This is a genomic window from Pseudomonas sp. W2Oct36 (assembly GCF_041060465.1).
Classification (GTDB): Bacteria; Pseudomonadota; Gammaproteobacteria; order Pseudomonadales; family Pseudomonadaceae; genus Aquipseudomonas; species Aquipseudomonas graminis_B.
The window spans coordinates 175,688-196,592 of record NZ_JAUERW010000009.1; the positions used below are offsets into that span (position 1 = coordinate 175,688).

17 protein-coding genes are annotated in these 20,905 nt (G+C 61.1%); 5 read left to right on the plus strand and 12 right to left on the minus strand.

Annotation, left to right across the window (positions count from 1 at the left end; all coding sequences use genetic code 11):
* Positions 1–36 precede the first annotated feature (36 nt).
* The 11 genes from purD to QWI18_RS14590 form a co-directional block, all read right to left on the minus strand.
* Positions 37–1,332 carry a phosphoribosylamine--glycine ligase gene (gene purD, locus QWI18_RS14540; protein WP_296307660.1) on the minus strand — a complete coding sequence of 432 codons (1,296 nt, stop codon included), beginning with the start codon at positions 1,330–1,332 and terminating at the stop codon, positions 37–39.
* 183 nt (positions 1,333–1,515) lie between these two features.
* On the minus strand, positions 1,516–3,123 hold the full coding sequence (gene purH, locus QWI18_RS14545) for a bifunctional phosphoribosylaminoimidazolecarboxamide formyltransferase/IMP cyclohydrolase (RefSeq protein WP_192133229.1): 1,608 nt from the start codon (positions 3,121–3,123) through the stop codon (positions 1,516–1,518).
* Positions 3,124–3,201: 78 nt separating this feature from the next.
* A complete protein-coding gene (gene fis, locus QWI18_RS14550) occupies positions 3,202–3,522 on the minus strand; it encodes a DNA-binding transcriptional regulator Fis (RefSeq protein WP_015093301.1) in 321 nt (106 codons plus the stop codon).
* Positions 3,519–4,532, minus strand: a complete 1,014-nt coding sequence (gene dusB / locus QWI18_RS14555) for a tRNA dihydrouridine synthase DusB (RefSeq protein WP_369319127.1) — start codon at positions 4,530–4,532, stop codon at positions 3,519–3,521. Before dusB ends, fis begins: the two co-directional genes overlap by 4 nt.
* A 277-nt stretch (positions 4,533–4,809) precedes the next feature.
* Entirely contained in the window at positions 4,810–6,189 is a 1,380-nt protein-coding gene (locus QWI18_RS14560; RefSeq protein ID WP_369319128.1) for a DUF3426 domain-containing protein, read from the minus strand.
* A gap of 55 nt (positions 6,190–6,244) precedes the next feature.
* The gene (gene prmA / locus QWI18_RS14565; protein WP_065987729.1) at positions 6,245–7,123 is read right to left on the minus strand and encodes a 50S ribosomal protein L11 methyltransferase; all 879 of its coding nucleotides are present in this window, start codon (positions 7,121–7,123) and stop codon (positions 6,245–6,247) included.
* A 269-nt stretch (positions 7,124–7,392) separates the two neighbouring features.
* Positions 7,393–8,742, minus strand: a complete 1,350-nt coding sequence (gene accC / locus QWI18_RS14570; RefSeq protein ID WP_065987728.1) for an acetyl-CoA carboxylase biotin carboxylase subunit — start codon at positions 8,740–8,742, stop codon at positions 7,393–7,395.
* Positions 8,743–8,759: 17 nt separating this feature from the next.
* A complete protein-coding gene (accB, locus tag QWI18_RS14575; protein ID WP_065987727.1) occupies positions 8,760–9,215 on the minus strand; it encodes an acetyl-CoA carboxylase biotin carboxyl carrier protein in 456 nt (151 codons plus the stop codon).
* An 80-nt stretch (positions 9,216–9,295) separates the two neighbouring features.
* Positions 9,296–9,748, minus strand: coding sequence for a type II 3-dehydroquinate dehydratase (aroQ, locus tag QWI18_RS14580; RefSeq protein WP_369319129.1), 453 nt, complete (start codon positions 9,746–9,748; stop codon positions 9,296–9,298).
* 152 nt (positions 9,749–9,900) lie between these two features.
* The gene (locus QWI18_RS14585) at positions 9,901–11,685 is read right to left on the minus strand and encodes a protein-disulfide reductase DsbD (protein ID WP_369319130.1); all 1,785 of its coding nucleotides are present in this window, start codon (positions 11,683–11,685) and stop codon (positions 9,901–9,903) included.
* Between the two features lie 116 nt (positions 11,686–11,801).
* The gene (locus QWI18_RS14590) at positions 11,802–13,466 is read right to left on the minus strand and encodes a diguanylate cyclase (RefSeq protein ID WP_369319131.1); all 1,665 of its coding nucleotides are present in this window, start codon (positions 13,464–13,466) and stop codon (positions 11,802–11,804) included.
* 397 nt (positions 13,467–13,863) lie between these two features.
* On the opposite strand from QWI18_RS14590, the gene QWI18_RS14595 reads away from it, so the two are divergent.
* From QWI18_RS14595 to QWI18_RS14615, 5 genes are all read left to right on the plus strand, one after another.
* Complete coding sequence (locus QWI18_RS14595) at positions 13,864–14,964, plus strand: DUF2333 family protein (protein WP_192173430.1); 1,101 nt, start codon at positions 13,864–13,866, stop codon at positions 14,962–14,964.
* A 3-nt stretch (positions 14,965–14,967) separates the two neighbouring features.
* The gene (locus QWI18_RS14600; RefSeq protein WP_192133218.1) at positions 14,968–15,513 is read left to right on the plus strand and encodes an NUDIX hydrolase; all 546 of its coding nucleotides are present in this window, start codon (positions 14,968–14,970) and stop codon (positions 15,511–15,513) included.
* A gap of 163 nt (positions 15,514–15,676) precedes the next feature.
* Positions 15,677–16,048: a translation initiation factor Sui1 gene (locus QWI18_RS14605; RefSeq protein WP_065987874.1), complete on the plus strand. Its 372-nt coding sequence runs from the start codon at positions 15,677–15,679 to the stop codon at positions 16,046–16,048.
* A gap of 183 nt (positions 16,049–16,231) precedes the next feature.
* Positions 16,232–18,145, plus strand: coding sequence for an arginine decarboxylase (gene speA / locus QWI18_RS14610; RefSeq protein ID WP_065987722.1), 1,914 nt, complete (start codon positions 16,232–16,234; stop codon positions 18,143–18,145).
* Positions 18,146–18,235: 90 nt separating this feature from the next.
* A complete protein-coding gene (locus QWI18_RS14615; protein ID WP_192133216.1) occupies positions 18,236–19,129 on the plus strand; it encodes an alpha/beta hydrolase in 894 nt (297 codons plus the stop codon).
* On the opposite strand, the gene QWI18_RS14620 is transcribed toward QWI18_RS14615, so the two are convergent.
* The gene (locus QWI18_RS14620) at positions 19,119–20,459 is read right to left on the minus strand and encodes an MATE family efflux transporter (RefSeq protein WP_369319132.1); all 1,341 of its coding nucleotides are present in this window, start codon (positions 20,457–20,459) and stop codon (positions 19,119–19,121) included. The genes QWI18_RS14615 and QWI18_RS14620 overlap by 11 nt on opposite strands.
* Between the last annotated feature and the right edge of the window lie 446 nt (positions 20,460–20,905).

The following is a 20,905-nucleotide window of genomic DNA, read 5'->3' on the forward strand; positions in this document are numbered from 1 at the left end:
AGCGACTCAACGAGGAATCGCCGATCGGGCCGAGGCTCACGCCAGATCTTCGCCGCGTTCCCGGGCAATGGCGCGATAGCCGATGTCCGTGCGGTAGAAACAACCTTTCCAGTCAATCTTTGCAGCCAGCTCGTACGCTTGTTTCTGCGCATCGCCAACGCTGTCGCCCAGCGCTGTCGCGCACAGCACGCGACCGCCGGAGGTCACGATACGGCCATCCTGCAACGCAGTGCCAGCGTGGAACACTTTGCCCGGCAACGCGGCCGCAGCGTCCAGCCCGTGAATCTCGTCGCCCTTGGCGTAGTCGGCCGGATAGCCGCCGGCTGCCAGCACGATTCCCAGACTCGGACGCGGGTCCCACTGAGCATCCACCGTATCCAGCGTTTGCGCCAGAGCGGCTTCAACCAGGGTCACCAGGCTCGACTGCAGGCGCAGCATGACAGGCTGGGTTTCCGGATCGCCAAAACGGCAGTTGAATTCGATGACTTTCGGATTGCCAGCCTTGTCGATCATCAGACCAGCATAGAGGAAACCGGTGTAAATGTTCCCCTCGGCGGCCATGCCCCGGACGGTCGGCCATATGACTTGATCCATCACGCGCTGGTGAACCTCGGCGGTGACCACCGGGGCCGGGGAATACGCACCCATGCCGCCGGTGTTCGGGCCGCTGTCGCCATCGCCGACGCGTTTGTGGTCTTGACTGGTGGCCATGGGCAGTACGTTCTTGCCGTCGACCATGACGATGAAGCTGGCTTCTTCGCCGTCGAGGAATTCCTCGATCACCACGCGCGAACCGGCGTCGCCGAAAGCATTGCCGGCCAGCATGTCGCGCACGGCGTCTTCTGCTTCTGCGAGGGTCATCGCGACGATCACGCCTTTGCCCGCCGCCAGGCCGTCGGCCTTGATGACGATCGGTGCACCTTTCTCTTGCAGGTACGCCAGCGCCGGTTCGATTTCAGTGAAGTTCTGGTAGTCGGCAGAGGGAATGTTGTGGCGCGCGAGGAAGTCCTTGGTGAATGCCTTGGAGCCTTCCAGCTGTGCGGCGTCCTTGGTCGGGCCGAAGCACTTCAGGCCACGGGCGCGGAACAGGTCGACAACACCGGCGACCAACGGCACTTCCGGGCCGACGATGGTCAGCGCGACGTTCTTCTCGGCGAAGTCAGCCAGTTGCTCCAGCGCCAGCACGTCGATGGCGACGTTTTCACACTTGGCTTCAGTGGCGGTGCCGGCATTGCCGGGAGCGACGAAGACTTTCTCGACACGAGCGTCCTGCGCGACTTTCCAGGCCAGAGCGTGTTCACGGCCACCGCTGCCAATGATCAAAACATTCATTTCCAAAACCTCTATATCGACGACGCGTAAAAATCCGAACGCAAACAGTGTGGGACGGCGAACGCAGACTGTGGGACCGGCTTTAGCCGGGAAGAAGGCAGTACATCCGACACATATGTCGGGTCAGTCATTCCGCTTTCCCGGCTGAAGCCGGTCCTACAATAGCCAGCAGCGTAAACCGTATCAGTGACGGAAATGGCGCATGCCGGTGAATACCATCGCGATACCCGCTTCGTCCGCTGCTGCAATCACTTCGGCGTCACGCATCGAGCCGCCTGGCTGGATCACTGCCGTGATGCCAACCTTGGCCGCGTTGTCGATGCCGTCCCTGAACGGGAAGAACGCATCGGAGGCCATGACAGCGCCCTGCACCTGCAAACCGGCGTGTTCGGCCTTGATCGCCGCGATGCGGGCAGAGTTCACCCGGCTCATCTGGCCTGCGCCGACGCCGATGGTCTGCCGGTTCTTGGCGTAAACGATGGCGTTGGACTTGACGTACTTGGCGACCTTCCAGGCGAAGATCAGGTCGTGAACTTCCTGCTCGGTCGGCGCGCGTTGGGTGACCACTTTCAAGTCGTCTGCGCCGATCATGCCGATGTCGCGGCTCTGCACCAGCAAGCCGCCGTTGACTCGCTTGTAATCCCAGGCCGGCGCGCGCTCTGCGTCCCACTGGCCGCTGGTCAACAAGCGCACGTTGGCTTTGCTGGCGATGATGGCCTGGGCTTCAGCGCTGACGCTCGGGGCGATGATCACTTCGACGAACTGGCGCTCGACGATAGCCTTGGCCGTCTCGGCATCCAGCTCACGGTTGAAGGCGATGATGCCGCCGAACGCCGATTCGCTATCGGTGGCATAGGCCAGCTCGTAGGCCTGACGAATGCCGCCTTCTGTATCCAGGCTTACTGCAACGCCGCACGGGTTGGCGTGCTTGACGATCACGCAGGCAGGCTTGACGAAGCTCTTCACGCACTCAAGCGCCGCGTCGGTATCGGCGACGTTGTTGTAGGAAAGCTCTTTGCCTTGCAGTTGGGTGGCGGTCGCAATACCGACTTCGGCAGGCTTGGCTTCAACGTAGAACGCCGCGCTCTGGTGCGGGTTCTCGCCGTAGCGCATTTCCTGCGCTTTGATGAACTGGCTGTTGAAGGTGCGCGGGAATGCGCTGCGGCCTTCGGTGCTCAGGGTGTCAGCGGACTGGTCAACGCTGCCCAGGTAGTTGGCGATCATGCCGTCGTAGGCCGCAGTGTGCTCGAAAGCCTTGAGCATCAGGTCGAAGCGCTGCGCGTAAGTCAGGCCGCCGGCCTTGAGGCTTTCCAGCACGTTCGTGTAATCGCTGGCGTTGACGACGATGGCGACGTCTTTATGGTTTTTAGCGGCGGAGCGAACCATGGTCGGGCCGCCGATATCGATGTTCTCGATGGCGGTCGGCAGGTCGCAGCCCGGCTTGGAAACGGTGGCTTCGAACGGATAGAGATTCACGGCGACCAGGTCGATCGGCTTGATGCCATGTTCGCTCATGATGGCGTCGTCGATGCCGCGACGACCCAGGATGCCGCCGTGGATTTTCGGGTGCAGTGTCTTGACCCGGCCATCCATCATTTCAGCGAAGCCGGTGTAGTCGGCGACTTCTACCGCTGCAACGCCGTTGTCCTTGAGCAGCTTGAACGTACCACCGGTGGAGAGGATCTCGACACCGAGGGCTTGGAGTTCACGCGCAAATTCAAGGATACCGGTCTTGTCGGATACGCTGATCAAGGCGCGGCGGATCGGCAGGCGGGTCGTCTGGTCGGTCATCTCAACTTCCATCAAAAGCAAAAGAATTTTGCAAAAAAAACGACCGCATTGAGGTGAGGTCGCTTGTTTTTCGGATGCTTACAGCAGGTCGTACTGCTTGAGTTTCTTGCGCAGGGTGCCGCGATTCAGCCCCAGCATCTCGGAGGCCTTGGTCTGGTTGCCCTTGACGTAGTTCATCACGCACTCGAGCAACGGCGCCTCGACTTCCGAGAGCACCAGGTTGTAGACATCAGTGACGGCCGCACCTTCCAGATGAGCGAAGTAGTTGTGCAACGCCTTCTCGACGCTTCCGCGCAGGGTCTGACCCTCTTCGCTCGGCGTATTGAGGTGTTGTTTCAAATTGACGTTGTCGCTCACGGGTGTTGTTCCACTCACTAAAGTCTCAGTCATCATCGTCATGCGGCCACCTCTTCTTCGTTCCCTGCTGGGAGGGATTTATCGCGCTGGGAAAAGAACTCCCGAACGTTGGCGCACTGTGCTTCTGTATCTTCCAAACGGTTGAAAAGGGCGCGAAACTCCTTGGCGCCCGGCAACGTTGCGAGGTACCAGCCGACGTGTTTACGGGCGATTCGCACGCCCATCACGTCGCCATAGAAGGTGTGAAGCGCAGCCAGATGCTCTAGCAGAATGCGTTCCACTTCACTGACGGGCAGGCCTGGAAGTTTTTCCCCGGTCTGCAGGTAGTGTTCTATCTCGCGAAAAATCCATGGGCGCCCCTGGGCGGCCCGGCCAATCAACAGCCCGTCGGCGCCGGTTGCGTCGAGGACGTAGCGGGCCTTTTCCGGTGAATCGATGTCGCCGTTGGCAAACACCGGGATGGACACCGCCTGCTTGATGGCGGCGATGGTGTCGTACTCGGCTTCACCGGTGTAGAGATCGGCACGGGTTCGCCCGTGCACCGCCAGCGCCTGAATGCCGGCTTGTTCGGCAATTCTGGCGACGGTCAGACCATTCTTGTTCGCCCGGTCCCAGCCGGTGCGAATCTTCAGCGTGACCGGTACCTCGACTGCCGCGACCACCGCGTGCAGGATTTCGGTCACTAACTGTTCATCTTTCAACAACGCTGAGCCAGCGGCCTTGTTGCAGACCTTTTTTGCCGGGCAACCCATGTTGATGTCGATGATCTGCGCGCCGAGTTCGACGTTGGCGCGTGCTGCGTCCGCAAGCATCTGCGGGTCCCCGCCAGCGATCTGTACCGAGCGTGGCTCGGGATCGCCTTCGTGAATCATGCGCAACCGCGACTTGCGGCTGTTCCAGAGGCTCATGTCGCTGGTGACCATTTCCGAGACCACCAGGCCTGCGCCGAGCTGGCGACAGAGTTGTCGGAAGGGCTGGTCGGTGACACCCGCCATCGGGGCGAGAATCAAGCCGTTTTGCAATGTGTAAGGGCCGATGCGTACCGCCGACATAGGGTGACCTGTTGTGGGGCCGAATCACGAGGTCTGGTCCGAAAAGTGCTTCAGCGCCAATTCAGACGGGACCCAGAGTATGAAAAAGGGTGGGCATGATACCCGCTCTCGATGACTGGATAAAGGCTGAATTGGATAAAATCTGAACAGTTCCGTTCTTAACGCGAACGGTTAGGTTTAGGCCGGGATTGTCATAAAAGTGTCGTCGGATTTCGGGCATCCCGTCCCTTGTAAGGTGCTGCATTTCGGTGCGGACAAACCCGCCACGCCCGGGTTTTCACTCCGGCGAACGGAAGCTCAGGCTGTAGTTCGCCGCCTTGGGGCCCGGGTCGAGGACGTCCAGTGCGATGTGAATCGGCGTCTGGGGTGGCATTTCGTCCTTGCCCGCCAGCTCGCCGCTCAGGTACTCGCCCGGTTTGAATCGACGGCTGGCGATGAGTTGACCCGTCGCATCGGCAAAGCGTAGTTCGAGCAGCGGGAACGGCTGGGAGAATGACGCACGGTTATAGATGATCGCGTCGACGACCAGCGCGCCCTGAAACTCGGGGTGGCTGCGCACGACAAGGTTGCTGCTCTTGAGCAGTTTGATATCAACCTTGGACGGGACCTTGCAGCCGAGGGACGGGCACAGCTCCATAAAAATGGGGCGGTATTGATCCTGTCGCGCCAGCTCTTCGAAGTGGTACGCAATGTATTGGCCGGCCAGTGCGCCCAGCCCAACCAGGATCAATAGCATCCACAGCAGACGCCGTCCCCAGCGTGGCTTGGGTTTCTGCCAGGACAACTGCAGCGGGTCATCCGTCAGGTCGACCAGCGCCCTGTCCCGCAGGCCCGGTTCGTTGCGGCCGCCACGCTTGTCGGCAGCGGCGTGCGGAGGCTCATCGTCGCCATCATCATCGTCACGGGCGCTGAGGCGATCCTGATGCTCGTGGGTGTCCAGAGCGGAGAAGCGTTCCGAGGACGGCTCATCGTCGGGGTCGGCGTGAGGCTTGAGCGAGTGGGGGTGATCGGGTTCGTCGCCCAGATCGTCCGGGCTCAGCGAGAATGAAGGCTCGGTGCGATGGCGTTCCTGCTGATTGATGGGCTCGTCCAGCGGGCCTTCGTCTATCGAGTGGTCGGTATGCGCTTCGCGTTCCTCGACGACTTCGGCGCGCAGCTCGGGCAATCGGTCGACATCCTCGTGACTCATGCCGTGGGCCCACGACTCCTGCGCGACGTCAGGCTCATCGCGTCGGGCGCTGAAGGACTCGACTTCGTCGTGATCGCGCGCCTTGCTGACACGCCCGAAAGACTCGGGCAGCTGAATCTCGCGCTGTTCGAGACGGGCCAGCTCGACATCGAGATCGTCCAGATCAAGGCTGTCCAGGTCCACCCCACGCTCTTCACGCTTGACCGGCAACGGCGCTGGCTGTGTCACGACGAGGGATTGTGGCGCGAGGATTTCCGGCGTCTTCTCCACGCTTTCGATGTTCGGCGCGGAAGGCGAGGGCGTTTCCGGCGTTGCATCGGCGCGTTGTTCCAGCAGTTGCTTCGCGGCGTTGAACACCTGCAGGCATGAGCCGCAGCGCACCATGCCTCGGGCCACGCTCAACTGGGCGTGACTGACGCGGAAACTGGTCTGGCAATGCGGGCACTGAGTGACGAAGCTGTCGGTCATGCGGGTATCCGGGGTTAAAGAGCGCCTGATGGTTGGATCTTAGGGCAACTGGCTGTCAGCGGCGACGACCGGTGATCCGCACCCAGCCCTCGCGGTTGGCGATCGGGTCCAGCTCGAAGGTGTCAGCGTACGCGGCAGCGACTTCATCGCCTTGCTCGGCAAGGATACCGGACAGCGCCAGACGGCCACCGGGTTTGACCAGGCTCGCCAGCTGCGGCGCCAGAGCAACCAGCGGGCCCGCGAGGATGTTGGCCACCAGCACATCGGCCGGCACCTGGGGCAGGTCTTCAGGCAAATACAGCGGGAATTTCTCGGCCGGGACATTGTTGCGGCCGGCATTGTCGCGCGACGCTTCCAGGGCCTGGACGTCGATGTCGGTGCCGACGGCTTGTTCAGCGCCCAGCAGCAGTGCGGCGATGGCGAGAATGCCGGAGCCGCAGCCGAAGTCCAGCACGTTGCAGCCGGCGAGGTCCTGGCCGTCGAGCCACTCGAGGCACAGCGCGGTGGTCGGATGAGTACCCGTGCCGAATGCGAGGCCCGGGTCGAGCAACAGATTGACGGCGTCCGGCTCCGGTGCGGCGTGCCAGCTCGGCACGATCCACAACCGCTGGCCGAAGCGCATCGGGTTGAAGTTGTCCATCCAGCTGCGTTCCCAGTCCTGATCTTCGATCACTTCATGGGTGTGTTCCGGCAGCTCGGCGTCGGTGAGCAATCTCAGGTGAGCGAGGACGTGATCGGCATCGGTGTCGGCTTCGAACAGCGCCAGCAGGTGCGTGTGCGACCACAGCGGCGTGGTGTTCAGCTCTGGCTCGAAGATCGGCTGGTCTTCAGCGTCCATGAACGTCACCGATACGGCGCCGACTTCGAGCAGGGCGTCTTCGTAGGTTTCGGCTTGTTCGGGGCTAATGGCGAGACGGACTTGCAGCCAAGGCATGGCGGGTGACCTTCGAGTTGAAAAATTGAAATGCGGCCGACGGCCACGAAAGACCGGCAAGTTTACGGGGTTCGTGGGGAAACAACAAAGTGGGTGTCGCGATCTGTGGCGTCCGTGTTCACACCGCAACCCTGATGGCGATCGGACCGGCCTCTTCCCGGCTAAAGCCGGTCCCACTGAATGCCGCACCCCACAACCAGATCGCACGCCCCGAAAACAACAAAGCCGCTCGAGAGCGGCTTTGTTGGTCTGTAGCACTTACTGGCAGATCAATGCTTGTCAGCGGCCAGTTTGTGTTCCAGGTAGTGGATGTTGACGCCGCCTTCGCAGAAGCCTTCATCACGGGTCAGATCACGGTGCAGCGGGATGTTGGTCTTGATCCCGTCAACCACGATTTCATCCAGGGCGTTACGCATGCGCGCCATGGCTTCTTCGCGGGTCGCGCCCCAGGTGATCAGCTTGCCGATCAACGAGTCGTAGTTGGACGGAACCTTGTAGCCGCTGTACAGGTGCGAATCCACACGCACGCCATTACCGCCTGGCGCGTGGAAGTGCTTGACCAGGCCCGGACTCGGGACAAAAGTCTTCGGATCCTCTGCGTTGATCCGGCACTCCAGCGAATGCCCGGTAATGACCACGTCATCCTGGGTGTACGACAGTTTGTTGCCGGCGGCGATGCTGAGCATCTCCTTGACGATGTCGATACCGGTGACCATTTCCGAAACCGGGTGCTCCACCTGAACACGGGTGTTCATTTCGATGAAGTAGAAACGGCCGTTCTCGTAAAGGAACTCGAACGTGCCAGCACCACGGTAGCCGATGTCGATGCACGCTTTGACACAGGCCGCGAACACGTCCTTGCGGGCTTGCTCGTCGATGAACGGTGCAGGCGCTTCTTCCAGAACCTTCTGGTGACGACGCTGCAGCGAACAGTCGCGGTCGCCCAGATGGATCGCCTGGCCCTGACCGTCGGAAATGACCTGGACTTCCACGTGACGTGGATTGGTCAGGTACTTCTCGAGATAGACCATCGGGTTGCTGAACCACGCAGCCGCCTCAGCACGGGTCTGCTTGGCCGCTTCGATCAAGTCTTCTTCCTTGTGCACCACGCGCATGCCGCGACCACCACCGCCGCCAGCGGCCTTGATGATCACTGGGTAGCCGACTTCACGGCCAATGCGCAGCGCGATCTCTTCGTCTTCCGGCAGCGGGCCGTCTGAACCGGGAACGGTTGGCACGTTGGCAAGCTTCATGGCGTCTTTGGCGGAAACCTTGTCGCCCATCAGGCGAATGGTTTCGGCTTTAGGGCCGATGAACGCGAAGCCGGATTTCTCGACCTGTTCGGCAAAGTCTGCGTTTTCCGCGAGGAAACCGTAGCCCGGGTGAATCGCCGTGGCGCCGGTCAGCTCTGCAGCCGAAATAATGGCCGGAATGTTCAGGTACGACAGGTTGGCTGGCGCCGGGCCGATACAGACAGTTTCGTCTGCCAGGCCAAGGTGCATCAGCTCACGGTCTGCCGTGGAATGGACCGCGACGGTCTTGATGCCCAGTTCTTTACAGGCACGCAAGATGCGCAAGGCGATTTCGCCGCGGTTGGCGATCAGGACTTTTTCCAACATCGCAGGCTCTCCCCGGTTCAAACGATGGTGAACAGCGGCTGGTCATACTCAACCGGCTGACCGTTTTCTACCAGGATGGATTCGATCGTGCCGCTGACTTCAGCTTCGATGTGGTTCATCATTTTCATCGCTTCAACGATGCAGATGGTGTCGCCTTTCTTGACGGTCTTGCCGACTTCAACGAACGCTGGCGAGCCAGGCGCCGGAGTGCGGTAGAAGGTGCCGACCATTGGCGATTTGACGACAGTGCCGTTGAGCTTCGGAGCAGAGGGTGCTTCGGCGGCTGCGGCCACTGGGGCTGCAGCCGGGGCAGGTGCCGGAGCGGCAACCGGGGCAGGCGCGTAGTACTGCTGTGCTGGAGTCTTGCTGTGACGGCTGATCCGTACGGATTCTTCGCCTTCACGGATCTCCAGTTCGTCGATGCCGGACTCTTCCAGCAGTTCGATCAGTTTCTTGACTTTACGGATATCCATTAATCATCAACTCCCAAGGGACGGTCAGGGGGATTTGGTAGCCGGTTCCGGCGGTCTGGCTCAGTACGGGACTGTGCCGTTCACGCCTCCGAACGCTTGGCCAATTGTTCCAGGGCGGCCTCCAGGGCCAGTCGGTAACCGCTGGCGCCAAGGCCGCAGATCACGCCTACAGCAACATCTGAAAAGTAGGAGTGATGGCGGAAAGGTTCGCGCTTGTGCACGTTTGACAGGTGCACTTCGATGAATGGGATGCTCACTCCCAGCAGCGCGTCACGTATCGCGACGCTTGTGTGCGTAAAAGCAGCCGGATTGATCAGAATGAAGTCCACGCCTTCATCGCGTGCAGCGTGGATGCGATCGATCAGCTCGTACTCAGCGTTGCTCTGCAGGTACATCAGGTGGTGACCGGCTTTGCGCGCACGCTGTTCCAGATCCTGGTTGATATCGGCCAACGTGATCGAGCCATAGATCCCCGGTTCACGGGTCCCCAGCAGGTTCAGGTTAGGTCCGTGAAGAACCAGAAAGGTCGCCATCGAGTGTTCCTTGTTGTCCGCGTTTTCGACGCTCACGTACAGAGTGAGCCGCTGATGGGCAGCGACTATGCCGGAAAGTACGATGGACTGTCCAGTTACCCACAATATTCAGCACGATGCCCGATGTTCGCGCGAAGTTTGTGACCATGGCGCTAGATTTGGTCATTTGCTCTAGAAAGCCGCTCTGAGAACGCTTCGACGTCGATTTCGCCGACGACACGTGCGTTTTCCAGCTCATTGCCGTTTTTTCCGAAAAACAGCAGCGCGGGAGGGCCAAACAGTTTGTAGCGATCGAGCAATGCGCGTTGCTCGGCATTACTGTCCGTCATGTCGAAGCGGATCAGCTTGAAGGCCCCCAGTTGGCTGACGACTTTTGGATCTGGCAGAACCTCATGCTCGATAACCTTGCAGCTGATGCACCAGTCGGCGTACCAGTCGACCAGCACGGGTTGGCCGGCGCTTTTGGACGCTTCAAGGATCCGGTCCAGCTCGCTGGCCTGGGTCACGGTCTGCCAGCGGCTTTCCGAGGCCGGTTGGGCAGGGCCCGAATCGAGCCGGGATTGACCCAGCGGACGCAGCGGATCGGTCTGCCCGCTGAAAGCGCCGTACCAGCAGGCAAGGGCGTAAACCAGCAAGAACAAGCCAAGCAATTGAGCGAGGCGGCCCCGCGTGGTCTTTTCGCCGAACTCCAGCGCACCCATAAAGATCGCGACGCCGGCCCACAGCAGCCCGATCAACAGCAACGTGGCTTGCCCCGGAATCACCCGGCTCAGCAAGCCGATGGCCAGGGCCAGCAACAGCACGCCGATGGCATTTTTGACCGCCACCAGCCACGGCCCGCTTTTAGGCAGCCACGCCGCCCCGCCCGTCGCCACCAGCACCAGCGGCGCGCCCATGCCCAGGCCCAGAGCCAACAGCTTCAAGGCCCCGCCCAGGGCATCGCCGCTGGCGCTTATATAAAGCAGCGCGCCGGCCAGTGGTGCCGAGACACAGGGCGAGACCAGCAGGCTTGAAACCACGCCCAGAACCGCCGCGCCCCACAAAGACCCGACCTGGGTATTGCCGGCGATGCGGTCCAGTCGGTCATTGAGCGCGCGGGGCAGGCGCAGCTCGAACGCACCGAACATGGCCACGGCGAACAGCGCGAAAAAACCGGCGAACGGCACGAGCACCCACGCCGATTGCAATCGCGCCTGCAGATTGAGGCTGGCGCCGAACATGCCCATCACTGCGCCAAGGATCGCGAAGCAGAGCGCCATCGGCAGCACGTAGGCCAAGGCCAAAGAGAACCCGCGCAACCCGCCGATCTGCCCGCGCAGGACCACGCCGGAGAGGATCGGCAGCATCGGCAATACGCACGGCGTGAACGTCAGGCCGACGCCGGCGAGGAAAAACAGCGCCAGTTGTTTCCAGCTGAACTCGGCGTGGGTGACATTCCCGGCAAGGGGGGTATCGGACGCTGCAGGGCCCGCGCCGCCGATGCTCAGTCGCTCGGTTTCCGGCGGGTAGCAAAGGCCCTTGTCCGCGCAGCCCTGATAGGTGACGACAAGGGTGAAGGGCCGCGTGTCTCCGGTTTTGCGCGGCAGGGTGACGTCGAGGATGCCGTGATAGACCTCAACGTCGCCAAAGTACTCATCGTGCTTCTTTTCGCCGTCTGGCAGTTGCGCGGCGCCGAGGCCGATGTCGGCGGGCTCGGTGCGGAACTGAAAGCGATGGCGATACAGGTAATAGCCTTCAGTGGCGACGAACTGCAGCTTGACGGACTCTGGGCTGGTGTCGCTCAGGTTCAACTGAAACGCCTGACGCACCGGCAGAAAATCCTTGCTGTTGTCGACAGCTGCGCCGCCCAGTGTGGTGCTCGATCTGTTCTCCAGAAAGCTCGCGCCGACGGCGGGCAGGGCACAGATCAGCAGTAACAGACAAAGCAGGCGGCGCATGGCGGTCTCGCATCACAGAAGTCCGCGCATGATAGCGGAGTGGCTGCGGGCGTGCAGGGAGGGCTAGAGTTCTTCGGTCTGAACTTCGGTCTGAAAATGATGCAGGACGCAACCTGTCAAACGCTGTCCGGCTGGGTGTGTTTGCTGTGGCGCGACACTGCTGCATGTACTTCTAGCCCGTGCACTTGGTTGCGGCCTGCCTTTTTTGCGCGGTACAGCGCTTCGTCTGCTTGCGAGGCCATCATCAGCGCGTCGTCGTCCTCGGTGATCTCTACCACCCCAGCGCTGAATGTGCAGAACAGGTCCACAGGCTCCGCGGGGTAATGGATTTCGGCGAAGCGCTGGCGAATTTCGTCTAGCACGCCGTGGGCCGCTGCGAGATCAGTGTCCGGCATGACCACGGCGAACTCCTCACCGCCATAGCGACCGATGTAGTCGGTCTTGCGCAGTCTTTGCTTGAGGAACAGCGCCAGGCTTTTGATCACGCGGTCGCCCATGGGGTGGCCGTGGCTGTCGTTGACCTTCTTGAAATGGTCGATGTCCAGCATCGCGAAGCTCAGCGGCTTGTTCTCTCGTCGCGAGCGGAAGCTGCAATCTTCGAGCAATTGCAGGATGTGCGTGTGGTTATACAGGCCGGTCAGGCTGTCGCGGATCATGCGCGCCTTGAGGTTGCGCGCCCGTGCCGCGCGATTGCGCACGGTGGTGATCAGGTGGCGAGGCTTGATGGGTTTGGTGAGAAAGTCATCGCCGCCTTCGCTCATCGCGTCCAGCTGTTTATCCAGATCGTCTTCAGCCGAGAGGTAGATGATCGGGACGCTGACGTAGCGATCATTGTGGCGGATCACTTTGGCCAGCTCGGTGCCGGTGCAGCCGGGCATGTACATGTCGAGGATGATCAGGTCAGGCTGAAATTCGGCCAGCTCAGCCATGGTCTTGATGGGGTCGAGCAGGGTACGGGTGACGATTCCGGCCCCGTTCAGCAAGCGTTCGGTGTGCTTCGCCTGTGCGCGCGAATCGTCGATGATCAGCACCTTGTAGGGTTCGTACTGCGCGACTCGGGTCAGGATTTCGATCTTCTCCAGCAAGCTTGACGCTTCGAGCGTGCCGGTCAGGAATTCCTCTCCACCGGCGCGCACGGCGGCGAGGCGCGTGGGCGTGTCCGTCTCGTGATGGCTGAAAAACAGCAGCGGGAGTTTTTGCTCGAGTCCTTCCTGCATCTGGGTGGCGAGCTTCAGGCCCTGGCCTGCGCCACCGAAGTCGACGTCCATGACGACAGCGGCAGGCAAGCGCTCGGCCATCGTCATGTGGAAGGTGTCGACGCTTGCGAGGGACTGCGCGCTCAGACCGAAGAACTCCAGTTGCTTGGCCAGACGCTCGCCGCGTTCATGGTCCTCCAGCACAATGTAAATCGGTTTGCGCAGGGGCGGCAGAGCGGTTTGCTCAAGACGGTCGCCATGCCTGAGGCCTGCATGGGACAAGCGTTGCATCAGACGGTTGAGGTCAGTAATCAGGGCGCTGCTCAATCGACCGCGATTGGCCTCGACGTCGAGCAATGCCAGGTTAATCGCGGTGGCGAGTTGCACGTGTTCGGCCTGCTCGAAGCGTTCGGCAAACCGCAGCAGCCGCTCGTTGGCCTCGGTGAGTTCAGCCATGTCCGTTGCCGACCATTCACTTTGCTGCAGGCGCTGCCACACCTCAAGGATCTGACGAGCCTGATGGATAACGCGCTGGGCAAAGTGGTGTCTGAGCCGGTCGCGGCTCGGATCTTCTGCTTCGGTCATGTCCTGACTTCTTTATAGGGGAAACCCCGATATAAGTGGTGGCGCTATGCTAGCACTACTTTCTGCGGCTAAGGATGCCGCAAGTCATTTTCTCGTGATTTTTGACGATTTTATCCGTCAAATTTCCAGCTTTTAACCCGTTTGAGTGTACGGACCAGTTGGTTCGATTCAGGCCATGCAGACCACCCGTAGTTGCGGACGGTAAGAGAATGGATGAGGTGCCATAAAGCGTAACCCTGATGGCCTCAGCATCCGCCTCCTCCCGGCTAAAGCCGGCCGGGAAGGCGCTCGACTCAGTTGCTCAACAATTGCACCTGCCATCGCATTCCTGCCAAACGCACCTTGCTGTAAGGTTGCGGTCAGAAGCAGTGAATTCCGTGATTGAAAGGACAAGGCCATGCTGGATTGGAAGAAGCGCTCGGGCAGCGCGGGAACTGAACGCGTTGACGAAAAACCGATGGGCAAGGCGCCTCGCGGTTCTCGCGGTTATTGGGGCGGCCTGTTGTTCAGTCGCGCCGTCGGGGCCGTGGTGGGTATCTACCTGGTGGTCACTGTGGTGCTCGGCATCTGGTGGAGCAGCGAACCGCCCCTGTTTCCGGTCCAGCAGCAAGCCCAGGCCGCCGCGCAAAGCGAAGGCAAGCAGATGGTGCTGGGCTACACCACCGTCGAAACCCTCAAAACCGTCGCCTCCACTCTGCTGGACAAGCCGGGCGGTTACATTTCCAACGATCGCTCGCCGCCCGGCCTGTGGATGGACAACATGCCGAGCTGGGAATATGGCGTACTGGTCCAAGTGCGCGACCTGAGCCGTGCCCTGCGTAAAGACTTCGCCCGCTCGCAGTCACAGTCCGCCGAAGATGGCGACCTGGCACGTGCCGAGCCGTTGTTCAACTTCGACAACAAAAGCTGGGTGCTGCCTTCGAGCGAGTCTCAATACCGTGACGGTATCGCTGCGCTGAGCCGCTATCAGGCGCGCCTGTCTGACCCGAATCAAAAGGGCGCTCTGTTCTACACCCGCGCCGACAATTTGAATAACTGGCTGGGCGACGTCGGCACGCGACTGGGTTCTCTGTCCCAGCGGTTGTCCGCCAGTGTGGGTCGGGTCAAACTGAACAGCACCCTGAAAACCGAGGCGCAATCCACGGTTACGGTCAAGCCGGGCGAAGTGCCGCAGGTTGACGAAGAAATCGTTGAAACCCCATGGATGCAGATCGATAACGTCTTCTACGAAGCACGCGGTCAGGCCTGGGCGCTGTCGCATCTGCTGCGCGCGATCGAGGTCGATTTCGCCGATGTTCTGGCGAAGAAGAACGCGACCGTCAGCGTGCGTCAGATCATTCGTGAGCTGGAAGCCTCGCAAGAGCCGATCTGGAGCCCGATGATCCTCAACGGCAGCCCGTTCGGCATTTTCGCCAACCACTCGCTGGTCATGGCCAACTACCTGTCGCGTGCCAACGCGGCGGTGATTGACCTGCGTCAGCTGCTGTCCCAAGGCTGATCGATGAGTGTTTCCGATCAAGAGGCCGCCCACCGTGCGGCCTCCGATGCCGAGTTGATTGCCTGGGTTGATCGTCATGACCAACCCCTCGGTTCTTTACCCAGGGCAGATCTGCGTGACCGCGGGCTCATCGGGCGCGGCACCTATATCCTTCTGTTCAATTCGGCTGGCGAGCTGTGTGTGCACCGACGCACGCTGAGCAAGGCCATTTATCCCGGCTACTGGGATGTGGCGGCGGGCGGTATGGTGCAGGCCGATGAAAGCTACGAGCTCTCGGCGGCGCGCGAACTGGAGGAAGAACTGGGCGTTTCCGGCGTGGCGCTTGCGGCTCACGAGCGGTTCTTCTTCGATCAGCCGGATAACCGCCTGTGGTGCGCCGTGTTCTCGGCGATCTGGGACGGGCCATTGAAGCTGCAGCCGGAAGAAGTGCTGGAAGCGCGCTTTCTCAGCATTGATCAAGTACTGCGCGAAACCACTGAAAAGCCTTACTGCCCGGACTCGTTGGCCGCGCTGAAGCGCTATTTGGAAGGCGTCGCAAATGTCCCGTAAATTGGCGCATATTTGCACTTAGCATCGGCGCCTTTTGCCGTTACACTGCGCGACTTTTCACGCCGGACCGCCCTTGCGATCCGGTAGCGCTGCCCCTGCCTGAGTGGGGCTTCGCGGTCGGCTCCCGTCGGCCAGACTTCGCTCCTCAAGAAGAGGATTGCCGGTGGCCAAAAAAGCCGCATCCTTCGCCGCCCTCGGTGGCCTGGTATTTTCAACCGATGCCGGTCGGCATTGTCCCGACTGCCGTCAGCCTGTCGACGCCTGCACCTGCAAAAGCACGCTCATCCCGGAAGGTGATGGCATCGCCCGTGTGCGCCGTGAAAGTAAAGGCCGTGGCGGCAAGACCGTCACGACCGTCACCGGCGTTCCGCTGGCCGAAGACGCGCTCAAGGACCTGGCAAAGACCCTCAAGCAACGGTGTGGAACCGGCGGCGCGCTGAAGGATGGCGTGATCGAGATCCAGGGTGACCACGTCGACACGCTGTTGGCCGAGCTGGTCAAACAGGGTTTCAAGGCGAAGAAGTCGGGCGGTTGAGCCGTCTGTTTCGAGCCCGTTGATTTTGTCGTCGGTCTGGCCGCAGTCATCCATGCAAACTCTGCTGCGCAATGCGGGTCTATTGCCCCACAGGCGAGCAGGCGCCAAACCGTCATTTCCACGCTCTACACTGCGCCCAGCCGGTCAGGCCGGGGCTTTATGACTTTTCTATAGGGGACTTTGATGTCCGTACGACGCACACGCAAAGACGATGGCAGCCAATGGACCGTGGCAGACAGCCGCAGTGTCTACGGGATCCGTCATTGGGGGGCCGGTTATTTCGCAATCAATGAAGCCGGCCGCGTTGAAGTTCGCCCCAACGGGCCGACCAGCTCGCCCATCGATCTTTACGAGCAGGTCGATCAGCTGCGCAAAAGCGGCTTGTCCCTGCCACTGCTGGTGCGTTTCCCTGACATCCTGCAGGACCGCGTGCGTCAGTTGACCGGTGCGTTCGACGAAAACATCGCCCGCCTGGAATACCAGAGCAAATACACCGCGCTGTACCCGATCAAGGTCAACCAGCAGGAAGCGGTGGTGGAAAACATCATCGCCACGCAAAACGTTTCCATAGGCCTCGAAGCCGGCTCCAAGCCTGAGCTGATGGCCGTGCTGGCTTTGGCGCCGAAGGGTGGCACCATCGTCTGCAACGGCTACAAGGATCGCGAATTCATTCGCTTGGCCCTGATGGGGCAGAAGCTGGGCCACAACGTCTTTATCGTCATCGAGAAAGAATCCGAAGTCGAACTGGTCATCGAAGAAGCCGCCGAGCTGAAGGTCGCGCCGCAAGTGGGTTTGCGCGTGCGCCTGTCGTCCCTGGCCTCCAGCAAATGGGCCGACACCGGTGGCGAGAAGTCCAAGTTCGGGCTGTCCGCCGCGCAGTTGCTGTCGGTCGTCGAGCGCTTCACCAAGGCAGGGCTCGATCAGGGCATTCGTTTGCTGCACTTCCATATGGGCTCGCAGATCGCCAACCTGGCCGACTATCAGCACGGTTTCAAGGAAGCGATTCGTTATTACGGCGAGCTCCGCAACCTCGGCCTGCCGGTGGATCACATTGATGTCGGCGGCGGTCTGGGTGTGGACTACGACGGCACGCATTCGCGCAACGCCAGTTCGATCAACTACGACATGGACGATTACGCCGGTGTCGTGGTCGGGATGCTCAAGGAGTTCTGCGACGCGCAGGGCCTGCCGCATCCGCACATCTTCTCGGAGAGCGGCCGTTCGCTGACTGCGCACCACGCCATGCTGGTGATTCAGGTGACCGACGTCGAGCGTCACAACGACGAAGTGCCGGAGATCACCGACAAGGAAAGCCTGCCGGAAACCCTGCAGTGGCTGATCGACCTTCTCGGCCCGACCGACATCGAAATGGTCACCGAGACCTACTGGCGCGCCACGCACTACATGAGCGACATCGCGTCCCAGTACTCCGACGGCAAGATCACCCTGGCGCAGAAGGCCTTGGGCGAGCAGTGCTATTTCGCAGTGTGCCGCCGTTTGCACAACTCGCTGAAAGCCCGTCAGCGTTCCCATCGTCAGGTGCTCGACGAACTCAACGACAAGCTGGCCGACAAGTACATCTGCAACTTCTCGGTGTTCCAGAGCCTGCCGGATACCTGGGCGATCGATCAGGTGCTGCCGATCATTCCGCTGCATCGCCTGGACGAAGAGCCGCTGCGTCGCGCTGTGCTGCAAGACCTGACCTGCGACTCCGACGGCAAGATCAATCAGTACGTCGACGAGCAGAGCATCGAGACCAGCTTGCCGGTTCACTCGTTGAACGAGGGTGAGGACTACTTGCTGGGCGTGTTCCTGGTCGGTGCGTATCAGGAAATTCTGGGCGACATGCACAATCTGTTCGGTGACACCGATTCGGTGAACATCTATCAGAACCAGGATGGCAGTGCCTATTCAGCTGGGATCGAAACCCACGACACCATCGAAGACATGCTGCGCTACGTGCACTTGTCGCCGGAAGAACTGATGACCCATTACCGGGACAAAGTGGCCAGCGCCAAGATCACCCCGCGGGAACGCACGCAGTTTCTGGATGCCTTGCGACTGGGCCTGACGCGGTCGTCCTACCTGTCGTCGTGATGATGTAGCTACTCCTAAAAACGGGCCTTTGTGGCCCGTTTTCGTTGTCTGCACAGTCAGGCGTCCTTCACTGTTTCGGGAGCATGAACGATGATCAAACTGGCGCTCAAAGCAGTGCTCGCCGCCTGGCTGATGACCTTGCTGATGGCCTGCTCGCCGTTGAAGGTGCTCAACGCGTTTACCCCGAGCAGCACGTTCAGCAGAACGTCCGATCTGGCGTACGGCCCGGACCCGCGCAATAAACTCGACGTCTACACGCCCAAAGATGCAGCGCCGGACGCGCCGGTCGTCGTGTTCTTCTATGGCGGCAGCTGGACCAGCGGATCGCGGGGTGATTACGCCTTTGTCGGTGAGGCGCTGGCGTCCCGGGGCATCGTTGCGGTACTTGCCGATTATCGGTTGTACCCGCAAGTGCATTACCAGGAGCTGCTGCAGGACAGCGCCCAGGCAGTGGTCTGGACCCGCGATCACATTCGTCAGTTCGGCGGGGATCCGGCGAAGTTGTATGTGATGGGCCACAGTGCCGGGGCTTACAACGCGGCGATGCTGGCCCTGGATCCGCAATGGCTGGCGGCGGCGGGCACCACACCTTCCATCATCAAGGGCTGGGTCGGTCTGGCCGGGCCCTATGATTTTCTGCCCATCGAAGACGCGGAGGTGAAGCCGGTTTTTTACTTCCCGAATTCGCCACCGGACTCCCAGCCGATCAACCATGTCAGCGCAGCGTCACCGCCGGCGTTGCTGATCGCTTCCGTGGACGACACGGAAGTAAACCCGCAACGCAACACGGGGGGCATGGCCAGTCGGTTGCGCGCTCAGGGCGTGTCAGTGCGCGAGGTGTATTTCTCTCGCACCAGTCATCGCACGCTGGTGGGTGCACTTGCCCGCCCGTTACGCAGCCTGGCGCCGGTGCTGGAGGAGGTTGCAGCGTTTATCCACGCCCAGGATCAGGCGCAGGTCTCCAGCGTCTCGGTCAGCCGTTGAACCAGGCGCCGCTGCGGTTGAGCTTCAACGCCAGATATCCCAGCGTCAGCGCCCTCAATGCCATGAACAGCAAGAACACCAGCCACAGCCCGTGGTTGCCGAACCCGCTTGCCAGCCAGGCGAACGGTGCGGTGATCAAGGCAGTGACGATCATCGCGTTGCGCATCTCGCGAGCACGGGTGGCGCCGATGAACAGGCCGTCGAGCAAATAGCTCCAGACCGCGACAAAGGGCAGAACGGCGAGATAGGGCAGATAAACGAAGGCGATGTCACGCACTGCGGTGATGTCGGTCTGCATCTCGACGAACAGGTGCCCGCCCAGCAGAAACAGCCCCACAAAAGCGACGCTGCAGATCAGCGACCAACCCCCGGAGACGTTCAACGAGCGCCGCAGCGCCTCGCGATCCCGCGCGCCGATGGCGTGTCCGCAGAGGGCTTCAACGGCGTGGGCCAGTCCGTCCAGCGCGTGGGCCATCAGCAACAGCCCATTGAGCAGCAGCGCGTTGGCTGCCACGGTGGCGTCGCCCAGTCGAGCGCCTTGCACGGTGATCAGGAAGAACACCGATTGCAGGATCAGGCTGCGAATGAAGATATCGCGATTGACCGTGAGCAGCGGTCGCCAGCTCTGCCAGCGCTTGAGCGCGGACACCGCCAGCTGTCCGGGATACGCGCGCAGACCTCTGTGGGTGAGGGCGAGACCGAGGAGGGCGCCAGTCCATTCGGCGATAACCGACGCACGTGCGCTGCCGACCACGCCCCAGTCCAGGCCCATGACGAACCACAGATTCAGCGCGATGTTGACCAAGTTGGTGGTCAGCAGAATCGCCAGCGGCGCTCGAGCGTTTTGCAACCCGAGGAACCAGCCCACCAGCGCATAACTGGCTAGCGCGGCCGGTAAGCCGAACAAGCGGGTATGGAAGAAATCGCGGGTCAGGTCGTTGAGATCATTGGAGGGCTGCATCATTTCCAGCGCCAGGTGCTGGAAGGGCAGGCCGATCAGCCCCAGCAGTACAGAAAATCCCATCGCCAGCAGCAAGCCCTGCAACAGCACCTGGCGCAGCGCCGCGCCGTCGTTGCGCCCGGCGGCCTGGGCGGCGAAGCCGGTCGTGCCCATGCGCAGAAACCCCATGGCCCAGGCGAGAAAGCTGTAAAGCGTGCCGCCGACCGCCACCGCGCCGAGCTGGTGGGCGTGGGGCAGATGGCCGATGACCGTGCTGTCCACCAGCGAAACCAGCGGCACGGAGATATTCGACAGGATCATCGGCGCGGCCAGCGCCCACACCTGCTGATGCGTGGCGCGCTGACGCCAGTCGTTGAAAAAGTTGGACATGAAGGCTCCCGGGCAAGCGCGCGAGTGTAGCGATGACGACGCGTGAATGCAGGACTTCTGCATTCCCGTGCACCAGCCTCGAGGCGTGGCCTGGATTCCGAGTCGACCAAGCTACTCACACCTTTCAGCGGCACTGCCTGAATTCCGAGTTGCCCCCGATCATGTGGGAGTGAGCTTGCTCACGAAGAGGTTGGTACATCCGCCGCATCTTCATCTGTAATGAAAATGCCTTCGCGAGCAAGCTCGCTCCCACCAGTCCTGGGGCGTGATTGAGAACTCGAGCCGAAACCCGATAGTGTGGGAGTGAGCTTGCTCACGAAAGCGTCAGTACATTCAGCGCATCTCCATCGGGAGCGAAAATGCCTTCGCGAGCAAGCTCGCTCCCACCAGTCCTGGGGCGTGATTGAGAACTCGAGCCGAAACCCGATAGTGTGGGAGTGAGCTTG